This window comes from Streptomyces sp. NPDC003943 (genome assembly GCF_053605265.1).
In genome coordinates this window covers 33,791-56,668 of sequence record NZ_JBSGIW010000037.1, presented here as the reverse complement: position 1 = coordinate 56,668, position 22,878 = coordinate 33,791, and the positions used below count along the sequence as shown (strand labels likewise).

15 protein-coding genes and 1 pseudogene are annotated in these 22,878 nt (G+C 73.8%); 7 read left to right on the top strand and 9 right to left on the bottom strand.

Annotated elements, in window-relative coordinates:
• Positions 1-2 precede the first annotated feature (2 nt).
• The 7 genes and pseudogenes from ACWEV0_RS17545 to ACWEV0_RS17515 all read right to left on the bottom strand — a co-directional run.
• On the bottom strand, positions 3-1,034 hold the full coding sequence (locus ACWEV0_RS17545; protein ID WP_453150177.1) for an aspartyl/asparaginyl beta-hydroxylase domain-containing protein: 1,032 nt from the start codon (positions 1,032-1,034) through the stop codon (positions 3-5).
• Between the two features lie 65 nt (positions 1,035-1,099).
• A complete protein-coding gene (gene asnB, locus ACWEV0_RS17540; protein WP_453150176.1) occupies positions 1,100-2,968 on the bottom strand; it encodes an asparagine synthase (glutamine-hydrolyzing) in 1,869 nt (622 codons plus the stop codon).
• 3 nt (positions 2,969-2,971) lie between these two features.
• On the bottom strand, positions 2,972-4,261 hold the full coding sequence (locus ACWEV0_RS17535; RefSeq protein WP_453150175.1) for a hypothetical protein: 1,290 nt from the start codon (positions 4,259-4,261) through the stop codon (positions 2,972-2,974).
• 55 nt (positions 4,262-4,316) lie between these two features.
• Positions 4,317-5,345 (bottom strand): 2,3-diaminopropionate biosynthesis protein SbnB, encoded by a 1,029-nt coding sequence (sbnB, locus tag ACWEV0_RS17530; protein ID WP_453150174.1) that lies wholly within the window; start codon positions 5,343-5,345, stop codon positions 4,317-4,319.
• Between the two features lie 26 nt (positions 5,346-5,371).
• Positions 5,372-6,388: a 2,3-diaminopropionate biosynthesis protein SbnA gene (gene sbnA, locus ACWEV0_RS17525; RefSeq protein ID WP_453150173.1), complete on the bottom strand. Its 1,017-nt coding sequence runs from the start codon at positions 6,386-6,388 to the stop codon at positions 5,372-5,374.
• A 47-nt stretch (positions 6,389-6,435) separates the two neighbouring features.
• Positions 6,436-7,896, bottom strand: coding sequence for a M20/M25/M40 family metallo-hydrolase (locus tag ACWEV0_RS17520; protein ID WP_453150186.1), 1,461 nt, complete (start codon positions 7,894-7,896; stop codon positions 6,436-6,438).
• A gap of 33 nt (positions 7,897-7,929) precedes the next feature.
• Positions 7,930-8,823, bottom strand: a pseudogene (locus ACWEV0_RS17515) (hydroxyacid dehydrogenase); the annotation flags it as partial.
• Between the two features lie 332 nt (positions 8,824-9,155).
• Between ACWEV0_RS17515 and ACWEV0_RS17510 the strand changes: the two are divergent.
• Both ACWEV0_RS17510 and ACWEV0_RS17505 read left to right on the top strand, forming a co-directional pair.
• On the top strand, positions 9,156-13,220 hold the full coding sequence (locus ACWEV0_RS17510; RefSeq protein WP_453150172.1) for a type I polyketide synthase: 4,065 nt from the start codon (positions 9,156-9,158) through the stop codon (positions 13,218-13,220).
• A 107-nt stretch (positions 13,221-13,327) separates the two neighbouring features.
• Positions 13,328-13,963 (top strand): TetR/AcrR family transcriptional regulator, encoded by a 636-nt coding sequence (locus ACWEV0_RS17505; RefSeq protein WP_453150171.1) that lies wholly within the window; start codon positions 13,328-13,330, stop codon positions 13,961-13,963.
• Positions 13,964-13,965: 2 nt separating this feature from the next.
• Here ACWEV0_RS17505 and ACWEV0_RS17500 read toward each other — a convergent pair whose 3' ends face one another.
• Positions 13,966-15,294, bottom strand: coding sequence for a D-arabinono-1,4-lactone oxidase (locus tag ACWEV0_RS17500; protein WP_453150170.1), 1,329 nt, complete (start codon positions 15,292-15,294; stop codon positions 13,966-13,968).
• A 167-nt stretch (positions 15,295-15,461) separates the two neighbouring features.
• Here ACWEV0_RS17500 and ACWEV0_RS17495 point away from each other — a divergent pair, with 167 nt between their 5' ends.
• The 5 genes from ACWEV0_RS17495 (at position 15,462) to ACWEV0_RS17475 (ending at position 22,102) form a co-directional block, all read left to right on the top strand.
• On the top strand, positions 15,462-16,748 hold the full coding sequence (locus ACWEV0_RS17495; RefSeq protein ID WP_453150169.1) for an amino acid deaminase/aldolase: 1,287 nt from the start codon (positions 15,462-15,464) through the stop codon (positions 16,746-16,748).
• A gap of 183 nt (positions 16,749-16,931) precedes the next feature.
• Positions 16,932-19,916, top strand: a complete 2,985-nt coding sequence (locus tag ACWEV0_RS17490) for a tetratricopeptide repeat protein (RefSeq protein WP_453150168.1) — start codon at positions 16,932-16,934, stop codon at positions 19,914-19,916.
• Between the two features lie 119 nt (positions 19,917-20,035).
• On the top strand, positions 20,036-20,227 hold the full coding sequence (locus ACWEV0_RS17485; protein WP_451605540.1) for a hypothetical protein: 192 nt from the start codon (positions 20,036-20,038) through the stop codon (positions 20,225-20,227).
• A 71-nt stretch (positions 20,228-20,298) separates the two neighbouring features.
• Positions 20,299-21,162, top strand: a complete 864-nt coding sequence (locus ACWEV0_RS17480; RefSeq protein WP_453150167.1) for a 2OG-Fe(II)-dependent halogenase WelO5 family protein — start codon at positions 20,299-20,301, stop codon at positions 21,160-21,162.
• Between the two features lie 100 nt (positions 21,163-21,262).
• On the top strand, positions 21,263-22,102 hold the full coding sequence (locus ACWEV0_RS17475) for a PhzF family phenazine biosynthesis protein (RefSeq protein ID WP_453150166.1): 840 nt from the start codon (positions 21,263-21,265) through the stop codon (positions 22,100-22,102).
• A gap of 214 nt (positions 22,103-22,316) precedes the next feature.
• On the opposite strand, the gene ACWEV0_RS17470 is transcribed toward ACWEV0_RS17475, so the two are convergent.
• Positions 22,317-22,793, bottom strand: a complete 477-nt coding sequence (locus tag ACWEV0_RS17470) for a RidA family protein (RefSeq protein WP_453150165.1) — start codon at positions 22,791-22,793, stop codon at positions 22,317-22,319.
• Positions 22,794-22,878 lie beyond the last annotated feature (85 nt).

Genomic DNA, 22,878 nt, shown 5'->3' with positions numbered 1-22,878 from the left:
GTTCACCGCCCGTTGCCGTTCCGCGGGCCGGGCACCGCCGGCACCGACCGCTCGGTGACGGTTCGGCCCTCGCGGATCCGCAGCACGGCGTGCGGCTGCATGCCGTCGAGGAAGAGCTGGAGGGTGCGCTCCTCGCTCCAGCCGGCGAGCCGGTACTCGTTCGCGTCGATGTGGACCAGTGCGTACGGCTGGCCGGTGGCCTGATCGCCCTGGTGGAGGACGAGCTGGGTGCCGTCGTCGCGCACGGTGACCCGGGTCCAGGGCTGGTCGTCGTCGAGGGTGCCGGCCTCCTCCCACAGCGGGAAGCTCGTGGGGATCTCGAACGAGCACTCCAGGCGGGTGCGTTCCTCGGCGCGCTGGCCGCAGCTGGGGCGGTTGCAGAGGACCTCGCCGGAGTCGAAGTACTCCTGCCACTCGGTGGGGAAGACCCGGGCCAGGCCGGGCGTGACGAGCGCGTCGATCACGAGGTGGACGCGCGGCTCGGGGCCGGTGTTCTCGACGTGGTGGACCCGGCTGAAGTCGCCGAACCAGAACTCGCCGGGCTGCCAGCGGTGCGTGACGCCGTCGAGGACGAGCAGCGCCTTCGGGTTGGTGGTGACGGGGACGTGCAGCCGGGCCACGCCCCAGCGCGGGCCGTACTTGGGGTCGGTGTGGTCGATGCCGACGGTGTCGGTGCCGAGCGCCATGAAGCGGACGGCGTGCAGCGGCGCCGGGATGGAGTCGAGCACCTCGCGGACGTACGGCATGCCGTCGAGCCACTCGGTGGGCGCGAAGTCGCGCGGGCCGGGGCCGCCGGGGTCGGTGCGGGTGCCGTCGCCGCCGGGGCTGCGCAGCGCGAGGCAGCGCCAGTCGACGTCGGTGGCGGCGCCGACTCCGGACTCGGAGTAGACGCGCTGCTTCTCCCAGGTGCGGGTGCGGGCGGCGTCGAGTTCGGCGAGGAGGCGCTCGGGGTCGTAGCTCGCGGCGAGCCGGGCGGCCTCGGCGGGCATGGCCGTGCCGCGGGCCGGGACGGCGAGGTCGGGGGCGCTGGTCATGGTGGGTCCTTTCCGGTAGGGGGCCGGCGGGCGGGGCAGGGGCCCGCGGGTCGGCGGCCGGCGGGTCAGCGGCCGGCGGTGCGCAGGGAGGCCGCGGGGGCCGGGGCCGCCTGGGCGTCGGTGTGCAGCTGGTGCCAGCGCTCGAGCATGTAGAGCGTCCACAGGGCGTAGGTGTGCTCGGGGCGGAAGGCGGTGACGAAGGCGCGCAGCGCGTCCGGGGCGAAGTAGCCGCGTTCCAGGGACGATTCGGACAGCAGCGTGGCCTGGATGTCGGGGCGCAGCGCGGTGCCGAGCCAGCTCTCCAGCGGGACGGCCAGCTCCTGCTTGGGCCGGTGGATCACGGAGTCCGGCACGTAGCGGGCGGCGACCTGCTTGAGCAGGAGCTTCTCGTTGCCGTCGACGAGCTTGGCGGACGCGGGTATGCGGGTGACGTAGTCGATGAGCCGGTGGTCGAGGAGCGGGCTGCGCGGCTCGACGGAGTGGGCCATCGCCATCCGGTCGATCTTGACGAGCTGCGCGTCGGGCAGCCAGAAGCCGCAGTCGACCTCCATGACGCGGTCGAGGTCGGGCCGGTGCGCGGCGGTGCGGGCGAAGCGGTCGCGCAGGTGGTTGACGGGGTACTCGGGAAGCCGCGCGGTGAAGGCGGGGTCGTACAGGCGGTGCTTGAGTCCCCCGCGCACTCCGTCGACGAGGACGGCCTGGTAGCGGTCGGCGATGGAGCCGTCGCCCGCGGCCAGCGCCTCGGTGTCGATCCTCGATGCCAACGCCGGTTCTATGTCGGGAAGTTGCTGGAAGGTGCGGTAGCGCCGGTAGCCGGCGAAGATCTCGTCGGAGCCGTCGCCGGTGAGGACGACGGTGACGTGCTCGCGGGCCAGCCGGTACATGCAGTCGGCGGCGATCGCGGACGGGAAGGCGTACGGCTCGCCCATGTGCGTGAGGATCCGGTCGACGGACCGCCGGGCGTCGGCGACGCCGATGCGGTACGTGTGGTGCTCGGTGCCGCAGTGGTCGGCGACCAGCCGGGCGTACGCGGACTCGTCGAAGGCGTCGTGCTCGAAGCCGACGGAGAAGGTGTGCAGACGGCGGCCCAGCCGGCGGGCGGCGACGGCGACGACGAGGCTGGAGTCGAGTCCGCCGCTGAGCATGGCGCCCAGCGGCACCTCCGACTCCAGGCGGTCGGCGACGGCCCGCTGGATCAGCGCGTCGACGGTGTCCACGGCGCGGCGCGGGTCCGCGGCCTCGGCCGGGTCGGCGGTGAACTCGAAGCGCCAGTAGCGGCGCTGCTTCTCGGGCCGGCCGGCCTCGAAGTCGAGGACGGTGCCGGGCTCGACCTTGCGCACGTCCCGGTAGATGGTGTGCGGGGCGGGCACGACCCGGTAGGAGAGGTACTGGTCGACGGCGAGCGGGTCGATCGCCCGGTCGATGCCCGGGTGGCGCATCAGCGCGTTCAGCTCGGACGCGAACACCACGGTGCCGTCCGCGAGCCGGGTGTAGAACAGCGGCTTCTTGCCGACCCGGTCGGTGACGAGCAGCAGCCGGCCGGTACGGGTGTCGTGCACGGCGATCGAGTACATGCCGTGCAGCCGGTCGACGAAACCCTCGCCGAGCACCTCGTACAGCGCGGGCAGGATGTGCGCGTCGCTGCCGCCGCGCACCGGGCGGCCCCGGTCGGCGAGGAAGCGGCGCAGCGCCCGGTGGTTGTAGATCTCGCCGTTGAGGACGACGACGATGCCGCGGTCCTCGCTGTACGCGGGCTGGGAGCCGTCGGCGAGGCCGATGACCCTGAGCCGGCACATGCCGAGCGCGGCGTGCGCGTCGTGGTGGTAGCCCTCCTCGTCGGGGCCGCGGTGCGCCATGGCGGCGCAGGCGGCGGCGGGGAAGCCGGTGAGGGGTTCGGCCGTGCCGAAGGAGACGGTTCCGGCGATGCCGCACATGGCTCAGCCCTCCTTCACGTCGAAGCGCCGCTTCGCGTGGTCGGTCCCGATGCCGTCGGCGGGCACGGCGACGACCTCGATCTCACCGACCAGGCCGGAGTCGATCATCTGGGCGACGTCCGGTGCCGCCTCCCGCAACAGGCGCCGGAGGGCACTGAGTTCGCGGTCGGTGACGCGGTCGGTCACGACCCGGATGCGCAGCCCGTCGTCGTTGGCGACCTCGAAGGGCCGGCGCGGGAACACCTCGGCCATGGCGGCGCAGACGTCGTGGTTGCTGATCCGCTCGCCGTGCTTGAAGTCGCCGCCGAGCCGGCCGTCGATGCGCTGGAAGGCGTGGACGGTGCGGCCGTCGAGGGTGATCTCCTGCAGTCCGGTGATCACGTCGCCGGTGACGTAGCGCAGGGCGGGGAAGTAGGCGCGGGTGAAGGAGGTGAGGAGCAGGGCGCCGCTGCCGCCGCCGGCGCCCGGGGTGCCCGCGCCGGCGTCCGCGTACAGCTCGTGGGGCGGGATGACCTCGGGGAGGATGTGGTCGTGGAAGTGGTAGAGGCCGGTGCGCGCGTCGTGGTGGGCGATGGCGCCGATCTCGATGCTGCCGAAGAGGTCGAGCACCTCGCCGAAGCCGATGCGGAAGTGGCGGGCGACCTGGCGGCGCCAGTTCTCGGGGGCGAGGTCGCCGACCACGATGATCCTGCGGGGCGCGATGGCGAGTCCGGGTGAGCGCATGAGCCGGTCGAGGATCATCGGCATGGTGAAGAGCAGCTCGGGCTGCCATGCGTTGAGCTTCTCGACGTGCTGCTCGATGGGCAGCTGGAAGTCGATGTCGTGGGCCCGGAAGCCCATCTCCTCGAAGATGCGGCGGGCGGAGGCGGCGGCGTGTCCGGTGCCGAGGTCGGCGACGGCGGGCGAGCCGGCCGGGAGGTCGCCGGCGAACTCCTGGAAGAGCGCCTTGCGCTGGGCGGCGTAGGCGTCGTCGTCGGCGGGGCTGTAGAGGATCCGCTTGCGCAGTCCGGTGGAGGTGCCGGAGGTGAAGTAGGCGGAGGCGTCGGGGAGATGCCCGTGGTCGGCGGTGTAGTAGTGCTCGGTGAGCAGCGCCGGGTCGACGATCGGCAGGTCCGTCAGGCGTCCGGAGCCGCGGACACCGCGGGCGTCGAGCAGCCGGCCGTACCAGGGGAAGCTCTCGGCGTAGCGCGCGGCGAGGGCGGCGATGTCGGCGGAGCGGGCGGCGCCCCAGGCCGGGGCGGCGGCGCGGCCGGCGGAGGCGGGTGCGGACGGAGCGGCGGGAAGGGTGGTCACGACGGGTTCTCCTGGTCGGGGGTGGTGGGCGCGGGGGCGCGTCTCGGCGGCGTGGCTAGCCCCAGCGCTCGGTCTCGCCGAAGAAGTCCGGTACGGCGACGGCCAGTCCGCGCTCGACGGCGGCGCGGTAGACGCTCAGGCCGACCGCCAGGTCGAGGACGCCGAGGCCGAACGGGGAGAAGACGCGGGGCCGGCCGGTCGCGGGCTTGACCTCGCCGCGCAACACCTGGGCGAGGGTGCCGTCGAGGAAGTCGCGGTGGCCGTACGCCTGTTCCGCGAGGTGCGGGGAGGTGCCGGCGGTCATGCAGTGGTCGATGTCGTCGAGGATGTTCTGGGACTCGGCGACGATCTCCGGGGCGAGGTCGCGCAGCGAGACGTGCAGGACGGTCTGTCCGGCGGTGAAGGTGCCGGGCCGGGTGACCCAGGGCGCGCCGGCCGTGGTGGCGAAGACGACGACGTCGGCGCCGTCGACGGCCCGCTCGAAGTCGTCCTCGCGCTCGGCCCGGTGGCCGAGGCGCGTCACGTGCCGCTGGAGCGCGTCCGCGTAGCCGGCGACGCGGTCGTGGATGACGTACCGGTCGGCGGTCCAGCCCTGCGCGTCGAAGAACTCGACGATGTTGCGGGCGATGACGCCGGCGCCGACGACGGTGATCCGGCGGGCGTCGCGGCTGCCGTGCAGTTCCTCGGCGCCGAGCACGGCGGAGGCGGCGGTGCGGGCGGCGCTGATCTGGGAGGCTTCGAGACAGGCGAAGGGGTAGCCGGTCTCGTAGTCGTTGAGGAGCAGCGCGGCGGAGGCCCGGGGCACGTTGTGGTGGATGTTCTGCGGGAAGCTGGCGATCCACTTGAGGCCGGCGACGTCGTGCTCGCCGCCCAGGTAGGCGGGCAGGGCGATGATCCGGGCGTCCGGCTTGTCGGGGAAGCGCAGGAAGTAGCTGTTCGGGTTGACGGAGTCGCCGTCGTGGTGGGTGAGGTAGGCGGCGCGGACTGTCCGGACGATGTCGGCGCGGGAGTCGGCGATGAGGGAGCGGATGGCGGTGCCGCCGACGACCTGGAAGTCGAAGGGGCGGGTGGTGGGGGACGTCATGTGATCCTCCGGCAGTCGAGGGAAGGTCAGGCGGGTACGGGGCAGGTGTCGCCGCCGTGGATGACGGGGCAGGTGTCGCCGCCGTGGATGCGGGAGAGCGTCTCGGGGCCGTAGGTCCGGGCGACCCACTCGTCGTCGTAGACCGTGTGGATGTAGCGGTCGGCGGTGTCGGGCGAGAGCGCCACCACACGCGAGCCGGGCGGGATCAGCGCGGCGGAGCGCTCCACCGCGGCGACCACGGATCCGGTGGAGCCGCCGACGGGCAGGCCCCGTTCGGCCGCGAGGCGGCGGCACATCCGGATGGCGTCCGCCTCGGGGACGAGCACGACCTCGTCGACGGCCTCCGGGCGGCACAGCTCGGGGCGGCGGCTGGTGCCGAGGCCGGGGATGTGGCGGGGGCCCGGCGGGTGCCCGAAGGTGACGGATCCGGCCGTGTCGACGGCGACGATCTTCGTGGTGGGCGAGAAGGCCCGGAAGTGCCGGATGCAGCCCATCAGGGTGCCGGTGGTTCCGGCGCCGACGAAGAGCTGGTCGACCCGGCCGATGTGGCGCAGGATCGAGGTCGCCGTGGAGCGGGCGTGCGCGTCCGGGTTGGACGGGTTGGCGTACTGGTTGAGCCAGATCAGCTTCGGGTCCGCGGCCAGTTCCTGCTGGATGCGGGCGATCCGGGTGCCGAGGAAGCCGCCGTTGGCGTCGCGCCGGTCGACCTGGATGACGTCGGCGCCCAGGGCCCGGATCAGCGCGAGGCTCTGCGGGGAGATGTTGGGGTCGGTGACGCAGGTGAAGCGGTAGCCCTTGCCGGCGGCGACGATGGCCAGGGCGATGCCGAGGCTGCCGGACGAGGACTCGATGATCCGGCCGCCGGCCCAGAGCAGGCCGCGCCGTTCGGCGTCCTCGATCATGCCCACGGCGGACTTCAGTTTGATGGAGCCCGCCGGGTTCCATCCTTCGATCTTGAGGAAGGACTCACTGCCGGGGACGAGTTCGTCGAGCCTGACGAATATGTCGTCGGTGATGATTTCATGCGCGTGCTGGAAGATCACGGGTTCCCCGTTCCACCGAAGGGCGGCGCCGGCGGGCCGGCGCCTCGTCAGTTGTGCGCGAAGCGGTCAAGGAACAGCGCTTCCGCGAGGGCTGTGGCGGCGATCTCGCCGGGGTTCACGCTCTCGTCGGGCGCGTGGATACGGGCCTCGGGATCCTCCACGCCGAACAGCAGGATCTCCGCGTCCGGGTGGAGCGCCTGCAGCGTGCTGCACAGCGCGATGGACCCGCCCGCCCCGATGACCAGCGGCTCACGCCCGTACGCCGCCGCCATGGCCGCGCTCATGGCCCGGTGCGCGGGGCCGTCGGCGCGGCCGCGGAAGGAGGCCCCGGTGGTGACGCGCCTGATGTCGAGCCGGGCGCCGAAGGGCACGGCCCGCCGCAGGTGGCCGGCGAGCGCCTGATGGGCGTGCGCCGGGTCGGTACCGGGCGGCAGACGCAGGCTGACCAACGCCGTCGCGGTGGCCCGCAGCGCGGGCACGGCGTCCCCGGGCCCGGGCCCGTCGACGGCCAGGACCGTCGCCGCGGGCCGCGTCCAGAGCCGCTGCGCGGCGCTGCCGGTGCCCATCAGGCGTACGCCGTCGAGGACTCCGGCGTCGGTGCGGAGCCGGTCCTCGGGGTAGCCGGCGGGGCTCGGCGGCGGAACGGGCGGCTCCAGGCCGGCGACCGCGCAGTCGCCGTTCTCGTCGTGCAGCGACGCGAGCGCGCGCAGCAGCGCCGTCATCGCGTCCGGGACCGGGCCGCCGAACTGCCCCGAGTGCAGGTCCCCGCGCAGCGTCGACACGGTCACCTCGGCCACCGCCATCCCGCGCAGCGAGGTCGTGAGCGTCGGCACGCCCGCCTCGAAGTTCCCCGAGTCCGCGACGAGCACGGCATCGGGCACGGCGTCGGGCGCGAGCAGCTCCGGCCGCTCGGCGAGCAGCCGCTCCAGGCTCCCCCGGCCCCGCTCCTCGGCGCCCTCCACGAGAACGGTGAGCGACACGGGGAGCGGGCCGTCCCCGGGCAGCGACCGCCGCAGCGCGCGCACCGCCGCCAGATGCATCAGGACGTTGCCCTTGCAGTCCGCCGCGCCCCGCCCGTACCAGCGCCCGTCCCGCTCGGTCAGCGTGAACGGCGGCGTGGTCCAGCGGTCGTGGTCACCCTCGGACACGACGTCGTAGTGCCCGTACAGCACCACTTCCCGCGCCCCGGCCGGCCCGGGCAGCCGCCCGAGGACGGTGGCCGCGCCGTCGTCCGTCCGCAGCAGCTCCACGTCGAAGCCCTCGGCCGCGAACGCGTCGGCGACCCAGCGCGCGGCCCGCTCGCAGTCGGCGGACGGCTCCGGCCCGTCCCCGGCGACGGAGCGCAGCGCCACGAGCTCGGCGAGCTCTTCGCGCACCCGCGGCATGAGGGCGTGTACGGCGTCGGCGCAGCGGGCGGGGTCGAGGCGGGTGGCGGTGGAGGCGGCGACAGCGGGAACGGGGACAGCAGGAGCGGGGACAGGAGCGGGGGCCGGTAACTCCCGCTCCACCCCGGGCGCCTGCGCCGCCACCATCTCCAGGGCGATCCGCACCGCCTCCTCGCCGGCCCGCCGCTGCGCCTGCGCCGTGCCCGCACCCAGGTGCGGGGTCGGCAGGACGTTCGGCAGGCCGACGAGCGGTGATTCGCGAGGCGGTTCGACGGCGAAGACGTCGAGCGCGGCGGCGGCCACGCGGCCGTCCTTGAGGGCGCGGGTGAGGGCGTCCTCGTCGAGGATGCCGCCGCGGGAGGTGTTGACGAGGTGGAGGCCGGGCTTGACCAGGGCGAGTTCGCGCTCGCCGAGAAGGCCCTCGGTCGCGGGGTTGCGGGGCAGGTGCACCGTCAGGAGGTCCGCGCGAGCGAGGAGTTGGCCGAGGCCGACCGGCTCGGCGCCCGCACACCGGCAGTCGTCGTCGGAGACGTACGGGTCGTGGGCGAGCACGGTCATGTCGAAGGCGCCCAGACGGCGCGCGACCTGGCGGCCGATGCGGCCGAGGCCGAGGACGCCCGCGGTGCGGCCGGCGAGTTCCGCGCCCTGGAAGGCGGCGCGGTCCCACTCGCCCTGGCGGACGTGCTGCGCGGCGTCGGGGATGCGGCGGGCGAGGGCGATCGCGAGGCCGACGGTCAGTTCGGCGACGCTGACGGCGTTCGCGCCGGGCGTGTTGGCGACGGCCACTCCGGCGTCGCGCGCGGCCTCGGTGTCGACGTTGTCGAGTCCGGCTCCGGCGCGCACGACGCCCTTCAGCCGCGGCGCGCGGTCGAGGACCTCGCGGTCCACCCGCGTACCGCTGCGCACGATCAGCACGGTCGCGTCGGGGACGGCGGCGAGGAGTTCCTCGCGGTCGCGTCCGTCGGCCCTGCGGACGTCGCACGCGGCGCGCAGGGGGGCCAGCGTGTCGTCCGGCAGCGGGTCGCTCACCACCACCACGGGTCTGGGCATGACGGCATCTCCTCATCAAGGGCGGGACACCACCCCGAGGTGTGGGGGTGCCGCCCCGCCGGGGTGCGCCGGTGCGGGTCACGCCCCGGCGTTCATGAGCTGCGATGCAACCATAGACCGAAGGCCATCGCTGTACGCAAGTCCACTTTTACGGGGTGCATACGCCTCGACAAAGGTTCGGCCACCCTCCGGGGCATAACGGCCGAATAGCGCCCCCTCGAACCCGACAAAGCGGAACCGATCGGCCTTGTGCAAAACCGAAGAATAAGTTTGGCTCGGCATGCATGTTTGAACTCGTGTGTGAGCCCGATTACCGATAGGAGTCCGTGGTGGTGAGCCAGAACGAGACCAGCGGGGTGCCTTCCGTCGCCGTCGTCGGCATGGGATGCAGGTTCCCTGGCGCTCGGGGGGTGGACGCGTACTGGGCACTGCTTGAAGAGAACCGCGATGCGATCACCGCGATCCCTGAGGACCGGTTCGACGTGTCGCCGCACTACGCCGGCGAGTCCGGCACGCCGGGCCGCACCGTGTCCCGGCACGGCGGCTTCATCGACGACGTGTACGCCTTCGACGCGCCGTTCTTCCGCCTGTCGCCCCGCGAGGCCCGCACCATGGACCCGCAGCAGCGGCTGCTGCTCCACGTGGTGTGGGAGGCCCTGGAACAGGCGGGGATCCGGCCCTCGTCGCTCGCGGGCAGCCGCGGCGGCGTCTTCGTCGGCCAGGCCACGGCCGAGTACGCCGAGGCGGCGGGCGACGCGGCCGTCGCCGACGTCCGCGCGATGGCGGGCGGACGGCTCCGGGCGGTCACGGCCGGCCGGCTGAGCTACGCCCTCGACCTGCGCGGACCGAGCGTCGTCCTCGACACGGCCTGTTCCTCTTCCCTGGTCGCGGTGCACTCCGCGCGGCAGAGCCTGCTCACCGGCGAGAGCGACCTCGCCGTCGCCGCCGGTGTCAACGTGCTGCTCTCCCCCACCGATTCGATCGCCTACTCCCAGGGCCACATGCTCGCCCCGGACGGCCGCTGCAAGTTCGGCAGCGCGGACGCCGACGGCTTCGTGCGCAGCGAGGGCGTCGCCGCCGTGATCCTCAAGCGGCTGCCGGACGCGCTGCGGGACGGCGACCCGGTGCTCGCCGTGCTCCACGGCAGCGCCGTGACCAACGACGGGCAGGGCAGCGGCCTGCTGCTCCAGCCGGCCGTCACCGGACAGGTCGCGATGCTGCGGGAAGCCTGCCGCGCCGCCGGCATCGAGCCCGCCCGCCTGGACTACGTGGAGGCGCACGGCACCGGCACGGTCGTCGGCGACGCCGTCGAACTGCGCGCCCTGGCCGAGTTCTACGGCTCCGGGGGACCCGTGGACCGTCCTCTTCTGGTCGGCTCGGTGAAGAGCAACATCGGCCACACGGAGGCGGCCGCCGGTCTCGCGGGCCTCGTCAAGGCCGTTCTGGCGGTCCGTCACCGCCGGGTGCCGGCCTCGTTGCACACCGGCAACCCCAACGCACTGCTGCGGGACGGGGATCTGCCCGTCCGGGTCGTCACCGAGAACACCCCGCTGGAGACGGACGGCCGCCCGGCCGTCGTCGGCGTCAGCTCCTTCGGCATCTCCGGGACCAACGCGCACGTGGTGATCGGCGAGTACGTCCCCGACACCGGACCCGCCTCCGCGTCCGCCCCGGCCACCGAGGACCCGGCCACCGAGGACCCGGCCACGGAGGACCCCGCCGCCGACGGGCCGGCCGGCGCGCCCGCGCCGCACCTCCTCGTCCTGTCCGCCCGCTCGGAGCGCTCCCTGCGCGGGCTCGCCGCCCGCTACGCCGCCCATCTGGAACCGGGCGGACCGGGCCACGCCACCCCGCTGCGGGACATCTGCCGCAGCGCCGCCCTCGACCGGGACCCGCACCCTTACCGCCTGTGGGCCGTCGGCACGACCCACGACGAACTCGCCGGAGTCCTGCGCACTCTGGCCGACGGCGGCGAGTCGCCCCACGGCGGCACCGCCGAGGCGGCCTTCGGCGCCGACCGCGAGCCGGTCTTCGTCTTCCCCGGGCAGGGTTCGCAGTGGGCGGGGATGGCCCGCGACCTGCTGCGCTCGTCGACGGCGTTCCGTTCGGCGATGGACGCCTGCGACGCCGCCGTACGGAAGGAGTCCGGCTGGTCCGTGCTCGAGTTGCTGACCCGGGACGACGACGTCTTCCCCGACACGGTCGACCGGGTGCAGCCCGCGCTGTGGGCCGTGCAGGTCTCCCTGGCGGCGCACTGGCGGGCCATGGGCGTGGAACCCGCCCTCTGCCTCGGCCACAGCATGGGCGAGGCCGCCGCGGCGTACGTGTCGGGCGCGCTGTCCCTGCGGGACTCCGCCGCCGTGATCTGCCGCCGCAGCGCTCTGATGCAGCGGCTCGCCGGGCGCGGGGCGATGCTCTCCGTGGAACTGCCCGCGGCCGAGGCGGCCCGGCTCGCGGCCGCGTACGGCGACGGCGTGTGCGTCGCGGCCGAGAACGGGCCCGCGGCCACGGTCCTCGCGGGCGACACCGGCACCCTGGAGCGGATCGCGCGACGCCTCGACGAACAGGGCACGTTCTGCCGGATCGTGCGCGTCAACGTCGCCTCGCACTCGCCGCTCATGGACGAGATAGCCGACGACCTGCGCGCCGCACTGCGCGAGCTGCGACCCGCGGCCCCGCACACCCCGATGTTCTCCACGACCCGCTGCGTGCCGGTGGAGGGCGGAGACCTCGACGCCGCGTACTGGCAGGAGAACCTGCGCCGGCCGGTCCGCTTCCGGGAGGCGGTGGAGACCGCGGCGAAGACCGGGGACCGCGTCTTCATCGAGGTCAGCCCGCACCCGGTGCTCGTCCACGCCGTGCGGGACATCGAGGCGGCCGGCGGCCTGCCCGGCACGGGACTGCCGACGCTGCTCAAGGAGCAGGACGGCACGTCGGCGGCGGTCCGGGCACTGGGGCGGGCCTTCGCCCTCGGCGTACCCGTCGACTGGCACCGCTTCCACGGCGTCGCGGACAGGCGCGCCACGGACGACGGCACCATGGACAACGGCGTCAGGGACGACGGCGTCACGGCAGGGCGCGTCGCGGACCACGGCGTCACGGACAACGCTGTCATGGCACGCCGGGTGCCCCTGCCGCTCTACGTCTGGGACGAGGAGCGGTACGCCCCCGAGCCGCCCGTCCCGGTCGCGCCGCCCGCGTCGCTCGCGACCGACGGCCCGGGCGCGTCGCCGGGCTCGTACGGCCGGGACATCGCCCTGCGCCGGCTCGGCCTCGCCGACCTCGGCGAGGGTCTCACGGTGCGCGGGCTGCGTCCCGTACCGCCGCCGGCGTACTTCGGCGCGGTCACCGCGCTCGCCCAGGACGTGCTGCCGGACGGCGGGTTCACGCTCGAAGAGATACGGTTCGGCCCCGGACTCCCGCAGTGGCCCGAGGCCGCGGAGACCGTGGCCCGGGTCCGGCTGACCCCAGAGGAGACGCCCGGACTGCACCGCTTCACCGTCGGACCGGCGGCCGAGCCCGGCGCGCCGCCCTGGGTGACGGGCCTGCTCCGGGCCGCCCCGGCGGGTCAGGTCGCCGGGACCGACGGGCAGCGCGCGCTCGATCTGGCGCTCACCCGCTGCACGGAGTACGTGCCGGGAGTCGAGTTCTACCGGCGGGCCGAGGCGCGCGGCTATCTCCTCGACGAGCGGCTGCGCACGGCGGACCGGGTCTGGCGCCGCGACGGCGAGGCCGTGGCACGGCTCGCCGTGCCCGCGGCCGGCGGCCCCGCGGCCCTGGAGGCGGGGCTGCTTCCGGTGGTGGCGGCCTGGCCGCACTCGGGCGCGCCGGACGCGGCGACCTGCGTCTATCTCACCGAGTCCGTGGAGCGGGTGCGGCTGACGGGTCCTCTGGAGGGGGACGCGTACTGGTCGGTGGTGCGGTTCACCACGGTGCCGGGCACGGGTGACGTCCCGTCCGGCGGCCGGGCGGACATCCTGCTCGTCGCCGAAGACGGGCGGGTCGCCGCCGAGTTCACCGGCGTGGGCATGCGCAGACTCGCGGGCACGGAGCCGGCCGCCGGGCCCACCAGCGGCCCCTCCCCCGAGGTCACCCGCGGGCCGACGCCCGAGGGCACCCACGAGCCCGCCGCCGAGGCCGTCCGCGCGCCGGACGTCGCCGGGCCGGCCACCACGGTCCTGGACCACGCCGCCTATGTGCTCGGTACCCCGGCGAACCGGATCGATCTCCGGCTGAGCCTGCGCGAGCTGGGGCTCGACTCCCTGATGGCCATGCAGTTGCGGGGCAGGCTGCGGGACAGCCACGGCAAGGAGGTCGCGGTGCAGCGGCTGCTCGGCAAGGAGAGCATCGGCGACCTGGTCACGGCGCTGAGCACAGACTCGGTAAGCGCAGGGTAAGCATTACCCCAAGGCATCGAACCAAGATGCCGAACCATAGATGTACTCTAGTATAAAGATGGGGTCGAGATACGGACAGTAAGTGAAGCGAGAGCGAGGCCCGCGCCGTGCCCATCCACACCCCTCCCACGGAAGCGGAGCGCCCCCTCGGGCGCCGCGAGCGCAGCAAGCAGCGCGTGAAGCAGGCGATCTACGGATCCGCCCTCGCGCTCTTCGCCGAGCAGGGGTACGACGGGACGACGATCGACCAGATCGCGGAACGGGCGGACGTGGCGCGCGGCACGTTCTTCAACTACTTCCAGCGGAAGGAAGACCTCGTCACGGCCTGGGCCGAGAGACGAGGTGACCGGCTGAACGCCATCATGGAGGAGTCGCTCCACGCGACCGACGACGTCACGGTCCACCTGGAACGATGTATGGCCACCCTGGCGCAGCTCAACGAGGAGGAGCGGGACATCACCCCGGTCATGCTCGCGGCCTGGGTGAAGGCGGGCCGCCCGCTCGACGAGGACCCGTACACGGCCTCGATCTTCACCACCATCATCGAGCTGGGCAAGCGCCAGGGCCGGGTCGCGCCGGACATCGACTCCGAGCAGGTCGGCCACATCCTGCGGGACTGCTACCTCGGCGCGCTCTACCGCTGGTCGCCGCAGGACGAGGGCAAGCCGCCGCTGCACGTGGAACTCCGCGCGATCCTCCGGGTCGTCCTGACCGGCGTCCTCGGCTACCGCGAGCCCCGCTGACCTCAGGTCTCGCGCGACGCCGCCGCGGGCGCCGGGCCGAGGACCCGGTCGAGGTACGGGTTGGCGAACACACCGGTCGGGTCGAGCCCGTCGCGCAGCGCGACGAAGTCGTCGAAGCGGTCGTAGCGGGGGCGCAGCAGGCCGGCGTCGAGATCGTGCATCTTGCCCCAGTGCGGTCGGCCGCCGAAGCCGGTGAGGATGTCCTGGCAGGCGGTGAAGTACCGCTGGTAGGGCATGCGGTGGTACTGGTGGAAGGCGATGTAGCAGCTGTCGCGGCCGTTCGCGGTGGACAGCCAGATGTCGTCGCCGGCGCTGAAGCGGACCTCCAGCGGGAACGACACGCGCTCGTCGTGCTCGTCGACCCAGCGCTTGATCGCGCGCAGCGCGTCGACGGCGTGCTCGCGCGGGATGGCGAACTCGCCCTCGTGGAAGCGCACTTCGCGCGGGCTCGGGAACACCTTGTACGAGTGGTCGGTCCACTCCCGTGAGGACATCAGCCGCGCCGCGAGCCGGGCGCTCGGCCGGACGAGGCCGGGGAAGCGGGTGCCGGCGCGGTTGAGCGCCTCGAAGCCCACGTTGGTGAGGGTCTCGTCGACGCGGCGGGCGAACTCCCCGACGGGCCGGAGCGGGGTGTCGCCGGGCAGCCGCCGGAAGCGCCGGGTGAGCGCGGTGGTGCTGTGCGGGAACCAGAAGAACTCGAAGTGGTCGTTCATGTCGGCGAGTTCCTGCGCCCGCTCCAGGGTCTCGGCGACGGGCATGGCGGTGTCGCGGGCGTGGATCGCGAACAGCGGCACGGTCTGGAGGGTGACCCGGGTGATGACGCCGAGGGCGCCGAGACCGACCCGGGCCGCCGCGAAGAGCTCCGGCCGCTCGGCGGGCGAGCAGGTGACCACCGAGCCGTCGGCGAGGACCAGTTCCAGGGCGCGGAGCTGGGTCGCGATGCCGCCGAGCCGGGCACCGGTGCCGTGGGTGCCGGTGGAGACGGCGCCGGTGACGGTCTGCCGGTCGATGTCGCCCATGTTCTCCAGGGCGAGGCCGTGCGCGGCGAGCAGCGGGTTGAGCTTCCACAGCGGCATGCCCGCCTCGACGGTGACCAGGCCCGTCTCGGCGTCGAGCGAGGTCACCCCGTCGAAGCGGTCGAGCCGCAGCTGGACGTCCGGCGCGACGGCGACGCCGGTGAAGGAGTGCCCGGAGCCGACGGCCTTGACCCGCAGCCCGTCCCGTACGGCGTCCTTCACGGCGGTGGCGACGTCCTCGGTGCTCGCGGGGTGGAGCACCCTGCTCGGCCGGGCCTCCTCGTTGCCCGCCCAGTTGCGCCACACGCGGTTCATGCCAGGGGTCCTCTCGGTCGTCCTCGGGCCGGCGCCGTCCCGGCGGCGGCCTGCCGGAAGACTGAACTTGGTCAAGCGTTCAAGTCAAGGGTCCGAAACCCTTGACTTGAACGCTTGACCTAGAGACCGTGGCCGCCAGCAACCGGCCCACGGAAAGGCCCTACGCCATGGGAAGCGCCCCGCCGGACGACGACACCCGGACCGCCCAGGACCGCCCCGCCACCCGCCCCCTCGCCCCCGCGGGCTTCGCCGAGCTCGAGCGGGCGACGGCCGGTCTGCAGCCGCCGTTCGCGGTGGTCGACCTGGCGGCCCTGCGCGCCAACGCCGCCCACATGGTCCGGCGGGCCGGCGGCAAGCCGATCCGGCTGGCGAGCAAGTCGCTGCGCTGCCGCGCGCTGATCGGGGACGTGCTGCGGATGCCGGGCTTCTCGGGGATCCTGGCGTTCACCCTGCCGGAGGCGCTGTGGCTGGCGGAGGAGGACAAGGCCGCCGACGGCGCCGAGGGCGCGCCGGACGGCGACATCCTGGTCGGCTATCCGACGGCCGACGGGCCGGCCCTGCGCCGGCTCGCCTCGGACGAGCGCGCCGCCGCCCGGATCGTCCTGATGGTGGACTCCGTCGCCCATCTCGACCTGATCACCGAGGCCGTCGGCCCGTCCGGCCCCCGGGTGCGCGTCTGCCTGGACCTCGACGCCTCACTCCGCCTCCTCGGCGGCCGGCTCCACCTCGGCATGCGCCGCTCGCCGCTGCACGCGCCCGAGCAGGCCGCCGAACTGGCCCGCGCCGTGCTGGCGCGACCGCGGCTGAAGCTGGTCGGCGTCATGTCGTACGAGGGGCAGATCGCCGGGATGGGCGACAACCAGCCGGGCGCGGGCCCGGCCAGGGCGGCGGTACGGCTCATGCAGCGCGTCTCGGCCAACGAGCTGCGGGCCCGGCGGGCGGCCGCGATCCGCGCGGTGCGGGCCGTGGCGCCGCTGGACTTCGTCAACGGCGGCGGCACCGGCAGCCTGGAGTCGACCTCCGCCGAGCCCGCGGTCACCGAGCTCGGGGCCGGTTCCGGCGTCTACGCGCCCGTCCTCTTCGACCACTACCGCGGCTTCCGCCCGCTGCCCGCCGCCTACTTCGCCCTCTCCGTCGTCCGCCGCCCGGCGCCCCGCCACGTCACCGTGCTCGGCGGCGGCTGGACCGCCTCCGGCGCCCCCGGCCCGTCCCGGCTGCCCGTCCCGGTCCACCCCGCCGGACTGCGCCTGCTCGGCACCGAGGGAGCCGGCGAGGTCCAGACCCCGCTGACCGGCCCCGCCGCGGACGACCTGCGACTCGGCGACCGCGTCTGGTTCCGGCACGCCAAGGCGGGCGAACTGTGCGAGCGCGTCGACGAGTTGCACCTGGTCGAGGGCGACCGGATCGTCGACGTCGTGCCGACGTACCGGGGAGAGGGCCACGCCTTCCTGTGACCCGGGTCCGTGCCACCGCCCGGTGAGCACCTGACGCAGCCCCGTGGCTCGATCCGTCGAGCACCGGGGCTGTCTGTTTATGGCCCCTCGGGTCGCACCTCGTGCATCATTGACACGTCTGCTGCTTCATCTGCGATCGAAATCACTCTCATTCAACACCTTTTCTGATTGCGGAGGTTCGCGATGGCGTCGACGCGCGTCCACCTCGTGCTGGTCCACGGGCTGTTCTCCTCCGCGAAGGTGTGGCAGGCGTTCACGGCGCTCGTCGAGGCCGACCCCGAACTGGCCGGCTGGGTCAGCGTCCATCCCTTCGAGTACGACTCCCCGTTCGTCCGGCTCCGGCCCGACCGCCGGGTCGCCGAGACCGACGACGTCGCCGACCAGCTCGGCACCTTCCTGGAGACCGAACTCGCCGAGGCCGAGCGGATCGTCCTGGTCACGCACAGCCAGGGCGGGCTCGTCGTGCAGCGGTTCCTGGCCCGCAAGCTGTGGAACGGCGAGGGCCGGGAGCTGGCGCGGATCAGGCACTTCACCATGTTCGCCTGCCCCAACACCGGCTCGGGCTTCTTCCTCACCGTGCGCAAGGCGCTCAAGCTGTGGAACAACCCGCAGGAGCAGCAACTGCGGCCCTTCGACCGGGCGGTGACGGAGGCTCAGCGCACGGTGCTGAGCGCGGTGGTGCACGCGCGGGAGTACGGGGCCCAGGAGTGCCCCATCCCGGTACGGGCCTACGGCGGCTCCGCCGACGACATCGTGCCGCCCGTCGTGGCCCGCGGCGTCTTCCCCAAGGGCGGGGTGGTCACCGCCGACCATTTCAGCATCGTCCAGCCGGCGGACCGCGCCGCCCCCTCGTACCGGGCGGTGCGCCAGGCGCTCCTGGAGGCGGCCGCGGAGCCCGCGCAGGCCGCGCTCCCGGCGGACTCCGCGCCCGCGCCCGTACCCGTACCCCTGCCGCTGACCGAACCGCTGCCGGCCCCGGCGGCCCCGGCCGTCACGGACCCCTCGGCCGACACGACCTCCCAGCCTCCGCCCGCCGCCGAGGACCCGGATCTGGCGCCCTTCCCGCCCCCGCCGTACGCGAAGCTGGCGGACGGCCAGCTCAAGGGCAAGGACCGGCTGAGCCTCGTCGCGTACCTGCTGTCCGACGAGGCCCGCCGGCAGGTGCACGTGATCGCGGGTCTCGGCGGATCGGGGAAGAGCCGGGTGGCCCTGGAGGCCGCGGACCGGGCGGTGCGCGCCGGATACCGGGTGTGGTGGGTGTCGACGCCGGAGCTGAGCCTGCGCATGCGGATGATCGCCCGCGACCTCGGCGCGCCCTCCATCACGGTGGAGCGGTCCTGGCTCGTCGGCACGGCCATGGACCTGGTGTGGACGCTGCTCGACGAGTGCCCCGATCCGTGGCTGCTGATCGTCGACAACGCCGACGATCCCGAGCGGCTCGGCCCGCCCGACGGCCCGGTCGCCAACGGCACCGGCTGGCTGCGCACCCCGAAGAACCCGCAGGGCACCGTGATCGTCACCAGCCGGGTGCGCAGCAAGCAGGAGTGGGGCGAGGCCGTCCGCGTCCACCAGGTGCTGCCCCTCGACGAGAACGACGGCGCGTCCATGCTGCTCGAACGGACCGGAGGCATCGGCGGCACCAACGAGGATGCCCGCCGGCTGGCGCAGCAGCTGGGCGGGCTGCCGCTGGCGCTGCGCGGCGCCGCCGACGTGATCAGGGCGGTGCACGAGAGCCGGATCTCGCTGGACAGCGACATCCGGGACTTCGAGTCCTTCCGGCGGGCGGTCGCGCCCGGAGGCGATGACGTGCCCGACCGGGACGGCCCGCAGCTCACCGAACTGCTCGGCCGGGAGATCGTGGAGAACGTCTGCGGCATCGCCCTGGACCTGCTCACCGAGCACCGGCTGCCGCACGCGCCCACCCTGCTGAAGGTCTTCGCCTGCCTCAGCATCGCCCCCGTCCCGTACCGCAGTCTGCTCGCCGGCCCCGCGCTCGCCCAGTCCCCGCTCTTCCCCGGCGCCGGCTCGCTCCGCACCGCTCTGGAGGGCCTGGAGCGGCTCGGACTCGTGGACGCCTACGAACGCGAGGGCGTCGCCGACCGGGACCTGGCCGGCGTCCTCACCCTGCACCCGGTCGTGCACGGCGTGATGCGCGAGGACGAGGAGGTCCGCGGCCGGCCCGCCGACTACTACGGCCTGGCGCTGCGGATGCTGATGTCCGCCACCCACCTGCGCAACCCCGACCACCCCGCCAACTGGCCGCTGTGGGCCGCGCTCGCCCCGCACACCCTTGAGGTCTCCCGCACCTGTCTGCTCGGTGACCTGAAGCTCTCCGACCGGACCGTGCGCACCGAGGCCCTGGAGCTGGCCCGGCTGACCGCCCGCTACCTCATCGCCACCGGGCTGCTCGGCCCCGCGTACGCCCTGGTCTTCCCGCTGATCGAGCGGTGCGCCTCGTACGGCTTCGACCCGGACGACCGGGAGATCCTGGGCCTGCGGCACGAACAGGGCCGCATCTATCTGGACCGGGAGCAGCTGCACCAGGCCGAGCGGGTGCTCGGCCTGGTCGTGGCGGCGCGCACCCGGATCCTGGGCGAGGACCACGCCGACACCCTGGCCAGCCGCCACAAGCTGGCCCGCGCGATCAACGAGCAGGCCGGGCGGGAGGGCGAGGCGGAGGTCCTGCTGCGTTCGATCGTCGAGGCGGAGAACGAGGTCCGCGGTCCCGAGCACTACGACACCCTCGTCGTGCGCCACACCCTGGCGCGGACCGTGCTCGCGCTCGGCGCGCACCGCGAGGCCGAGACGGAGGCCCGGCAGATCCTGGACATCAGCCGCCGCAACCAGTGGCCGCCCGCCACCCCGGAGATCCTGCGGGTCCGGGAGACCCTCACGCACGCGCTGCTGCGCCAGAACCGGGCTGAGGAGGCGGAGCGGATGATCGCCGGGGCGCTGCGGGACGCCTCGCAGCCGCAGGACTCCCATCTGGTGATGCGGCTGCGCTACACCTACGTCCTGACCCTGCTCGGCATCCGCGGCCGTACGCCCGAAGCGGTGAACGCGCTGCGCGCACTGGTGCGCGATCTCGACCGGGTGGTGGCGTCGGAACATCCGCTGTCCGTGCAGGCCAGGGGGACGCTGACCGCGATGCGGGGCATGCCGACCTGAAACCTCTTCGTTACGGCGGCAGTTGCCAAAGTCAACCGCGGGCGGTGGGCTTGCGCGTAGCCTGACGGTGCCTCACCCTGTGTGACGCGTCCCCTACCGAATCGCTCGGAGGTCCGCCCATGACTTCTCGCCCCACCGACACCTACGACGACGAGTCCCTCACGTGGGGCGCACCGGGGAGCGAGCTGGAGGAGATGCAGGCCGAGTTCGGCCGACAGGTCGCGATGGAGGCGCTGGAGGCCGGACGCCAGGCGCTCGAACTCGACGCGAAGACCGCGTTCCGCGCGACGAGCGGATCGCATCCCGGATAGGCGCCACTGTTTTCCGCTGTCTTTCGACAAGTCGGGGGGCCGACGAGATGACGTCAGGGAACTTGGGGAACTTGGGCAATTTAGGGAACGCGGGAAGCGCGGGGAACGCCGGGCTCTCCACCCGCGACGTGCCGACGACGGCGTCGCACGACCCGTTCTTCCGCACCGCCACCGCGCCCGCCTTCACGCACGACCTGCTCGCCGGCCTCGCCGCCGGGCGGTACGCGGCCGTCCGGGTACCCGGCTTCATGGCGCCGGAGCGCTGCGCCGAGGTGCTGGGCGCGCTGGAGGAGCGTGCCTTCGACTCGTACGGGAAGGCCCGCGTCCAGCCGCCGGTGATGCGCTTCGGGGTCGGGGTCAGCGACCACATGGCCGACGGCGGGCTCGCCGACAGCTACTGGCAGGCGCTGACCGGCCACAACGAGGCATGGCAGGGCCTCGGTCTCTCCTTCGACCCCTTTCTGCTGTGCCGTGAAGGGCTCGGCGCGCACTGGCCGGGCGGGGTGACGGTCGGCCGCCGGGGTGGACGGGAGCTCGGCGCGGGGGTCGCGAGGGAGCCCAACCAGGGCTTCCGGGTGCATTTCGACGACTCGCTGCGCGAGTACGCCGACGATCTCCTCGATGTGCCGCTGATCGGCCAGTTCGCCTTCAACCTCTACCTCAGTGTGCCGCCCGCGGGCGGCGAGACGGTGCTGTGGCGGCACCGCTGGCAGCCCGAGGACGAGTCGTACCGGCTGCCCGCCTCGTACGGCTACGACGAGGCGGTCGTCCGGGGCGCCGAGTCCCTGGAGATCGCCCCACGGGTCGGCGAGGCGCTGCTGATCGATCCGCGCTACTTCCACGCGGTACGGCCGAGCAGCCGTGGCGCCCGCAGAATCGCACTGGGTTTCGCGGTGGGCCTCGCCGCGTCCGGACAGCTCCTCACCTGGGCCTGACCACCCGCGACGACCAGCCGCTTTGTCTCGTACGGGCAGGCAACTCCCGTTTGTCGCCAGGGCTTTGACGTCACTCCGACAGGGCGGCTACGTTCGGGTCATGGACATCCTGCGTTACGTGGCCTTCAGCACCGATCCGCTCGGCGGGAACCCGGCGGGTGTGGTGCTGGACGCCGCGGGCATCGACGAGGCGACCATGGCCGCCACCGCGGCGGAGGTCGGCTACTCGGAGACGGCGTTCGCCGTGCCGCGCCCCGACGGGGCGCACGACATCCGCTACTTCAGCCCTCAGACCGAGGTGCCCTTCTGCGGCCACGCCACCATCGCCACCGCCGTCGCGCACGCCCAGCGGCACGGCGTCGGCGATCTGCTGCTGCACACCCAGGCGGGACCGGTCAACGTGACCACCTCGACCCGGCCGGACGGCACCGTCGTCGCCACCCTGGCCAGCGTCGCACCCCGCACCGCGGAGATCGACGAGGCCGACCTGGCCGAGCTGCTCGCCGCGCTGCGCTGGTCCGCCGCCGACCTCGACCCGGCCCTGCCGCCCCGGGCCGCCTATGCCGGCGCCTGGCATCCGGTGATCGCCGCCGCGAGGCGCGAGCGCCTCGCGGACCTCGACTACGACATGGCCGCGCTCGGCGCGCTGATGGCGCGCCGCGACTGGGTCACGATCGCCCTCGTCCACCGCGAGTCGGACACCGTCTTCCACGCCCGCAACCCCTTCCCGCCGGGTGGCGTGGTCGAGGACCCGGCGACGGGCGCGGCGGCGGCGGCCTTCGGCGGATATCTGCGCGAACTCGGACTCGTGTCCGTGCCGGCAGAGTTGACGATCCATCAGGGCGTCGACATGGGCCGGCCGAGCCTGCTGACGGTGGGCATCCCGGCCGACCCGGCGAGCGGGATCCAGGTGACGGGGACGGCGGTACGGATCGGCTGACCGTCCCCGGCCCCCGGGCGGTCGTGGGGCGGAGACGGCGGTACGCATCGGCTGACCGTCCCCGGCCCCCGGGCGATCGTGGGGCGGAGCCTGGGGCGCCACTCGACGGCGACCGGCAGGGCGGGCACGCACGGCGGCGCCGCGGGTCCGGGCCGGCTCTCCCCCGCGCGCGGACAGCCAAGCAGGTGGGGGGGGGAGCACCGAGCCCCGGGACCTACGGCGCGCCGTCCGGGGCGACCTCCAGCACGATCTCGATCTCCACGGGCGCGTCCAGCGGCAGGATGCTCATGCCGACGGCGCTGCGCGCATGCCGGCCGGCCGCGCCGAACACCTCGACGAGCAGTTCGCTCGCCCCGTCCACGACGGTGGCCTGCCGGGTGAACCCGGGCGCCGAGGACACGTACCCCACCACCTTCACCACCCGCACCACCTCCTCCAGCGGTGCAACCGAGTCCGCGGCCGCCAGGGCGGCCAGCGCGCACTGGCGGCTCAGCTCCCTGGCGCGCTCCACCGAGACCTCCGCGCCGACCTGGCCGGTCGCGGTCAACTCGCCGCCGGTGAGCGGGATCTGGCCGGCGACGAAGACATGACGGCCGCTGCGCACGGCGGGGACGTAGGCCCCCTTGGGCGCGCTCACCTCCGGCAGCCGCAGCCCGAGTCCGGCTAGCCGCTCGCGGACGTCACTGCTCATGTCCCCTCCTGGTGACTGGTCCCTGACCGGTTCCCCCGACTGGTCGCTGACGGGTTCCCCGCCCGACACGGGCATCGTCCCACCG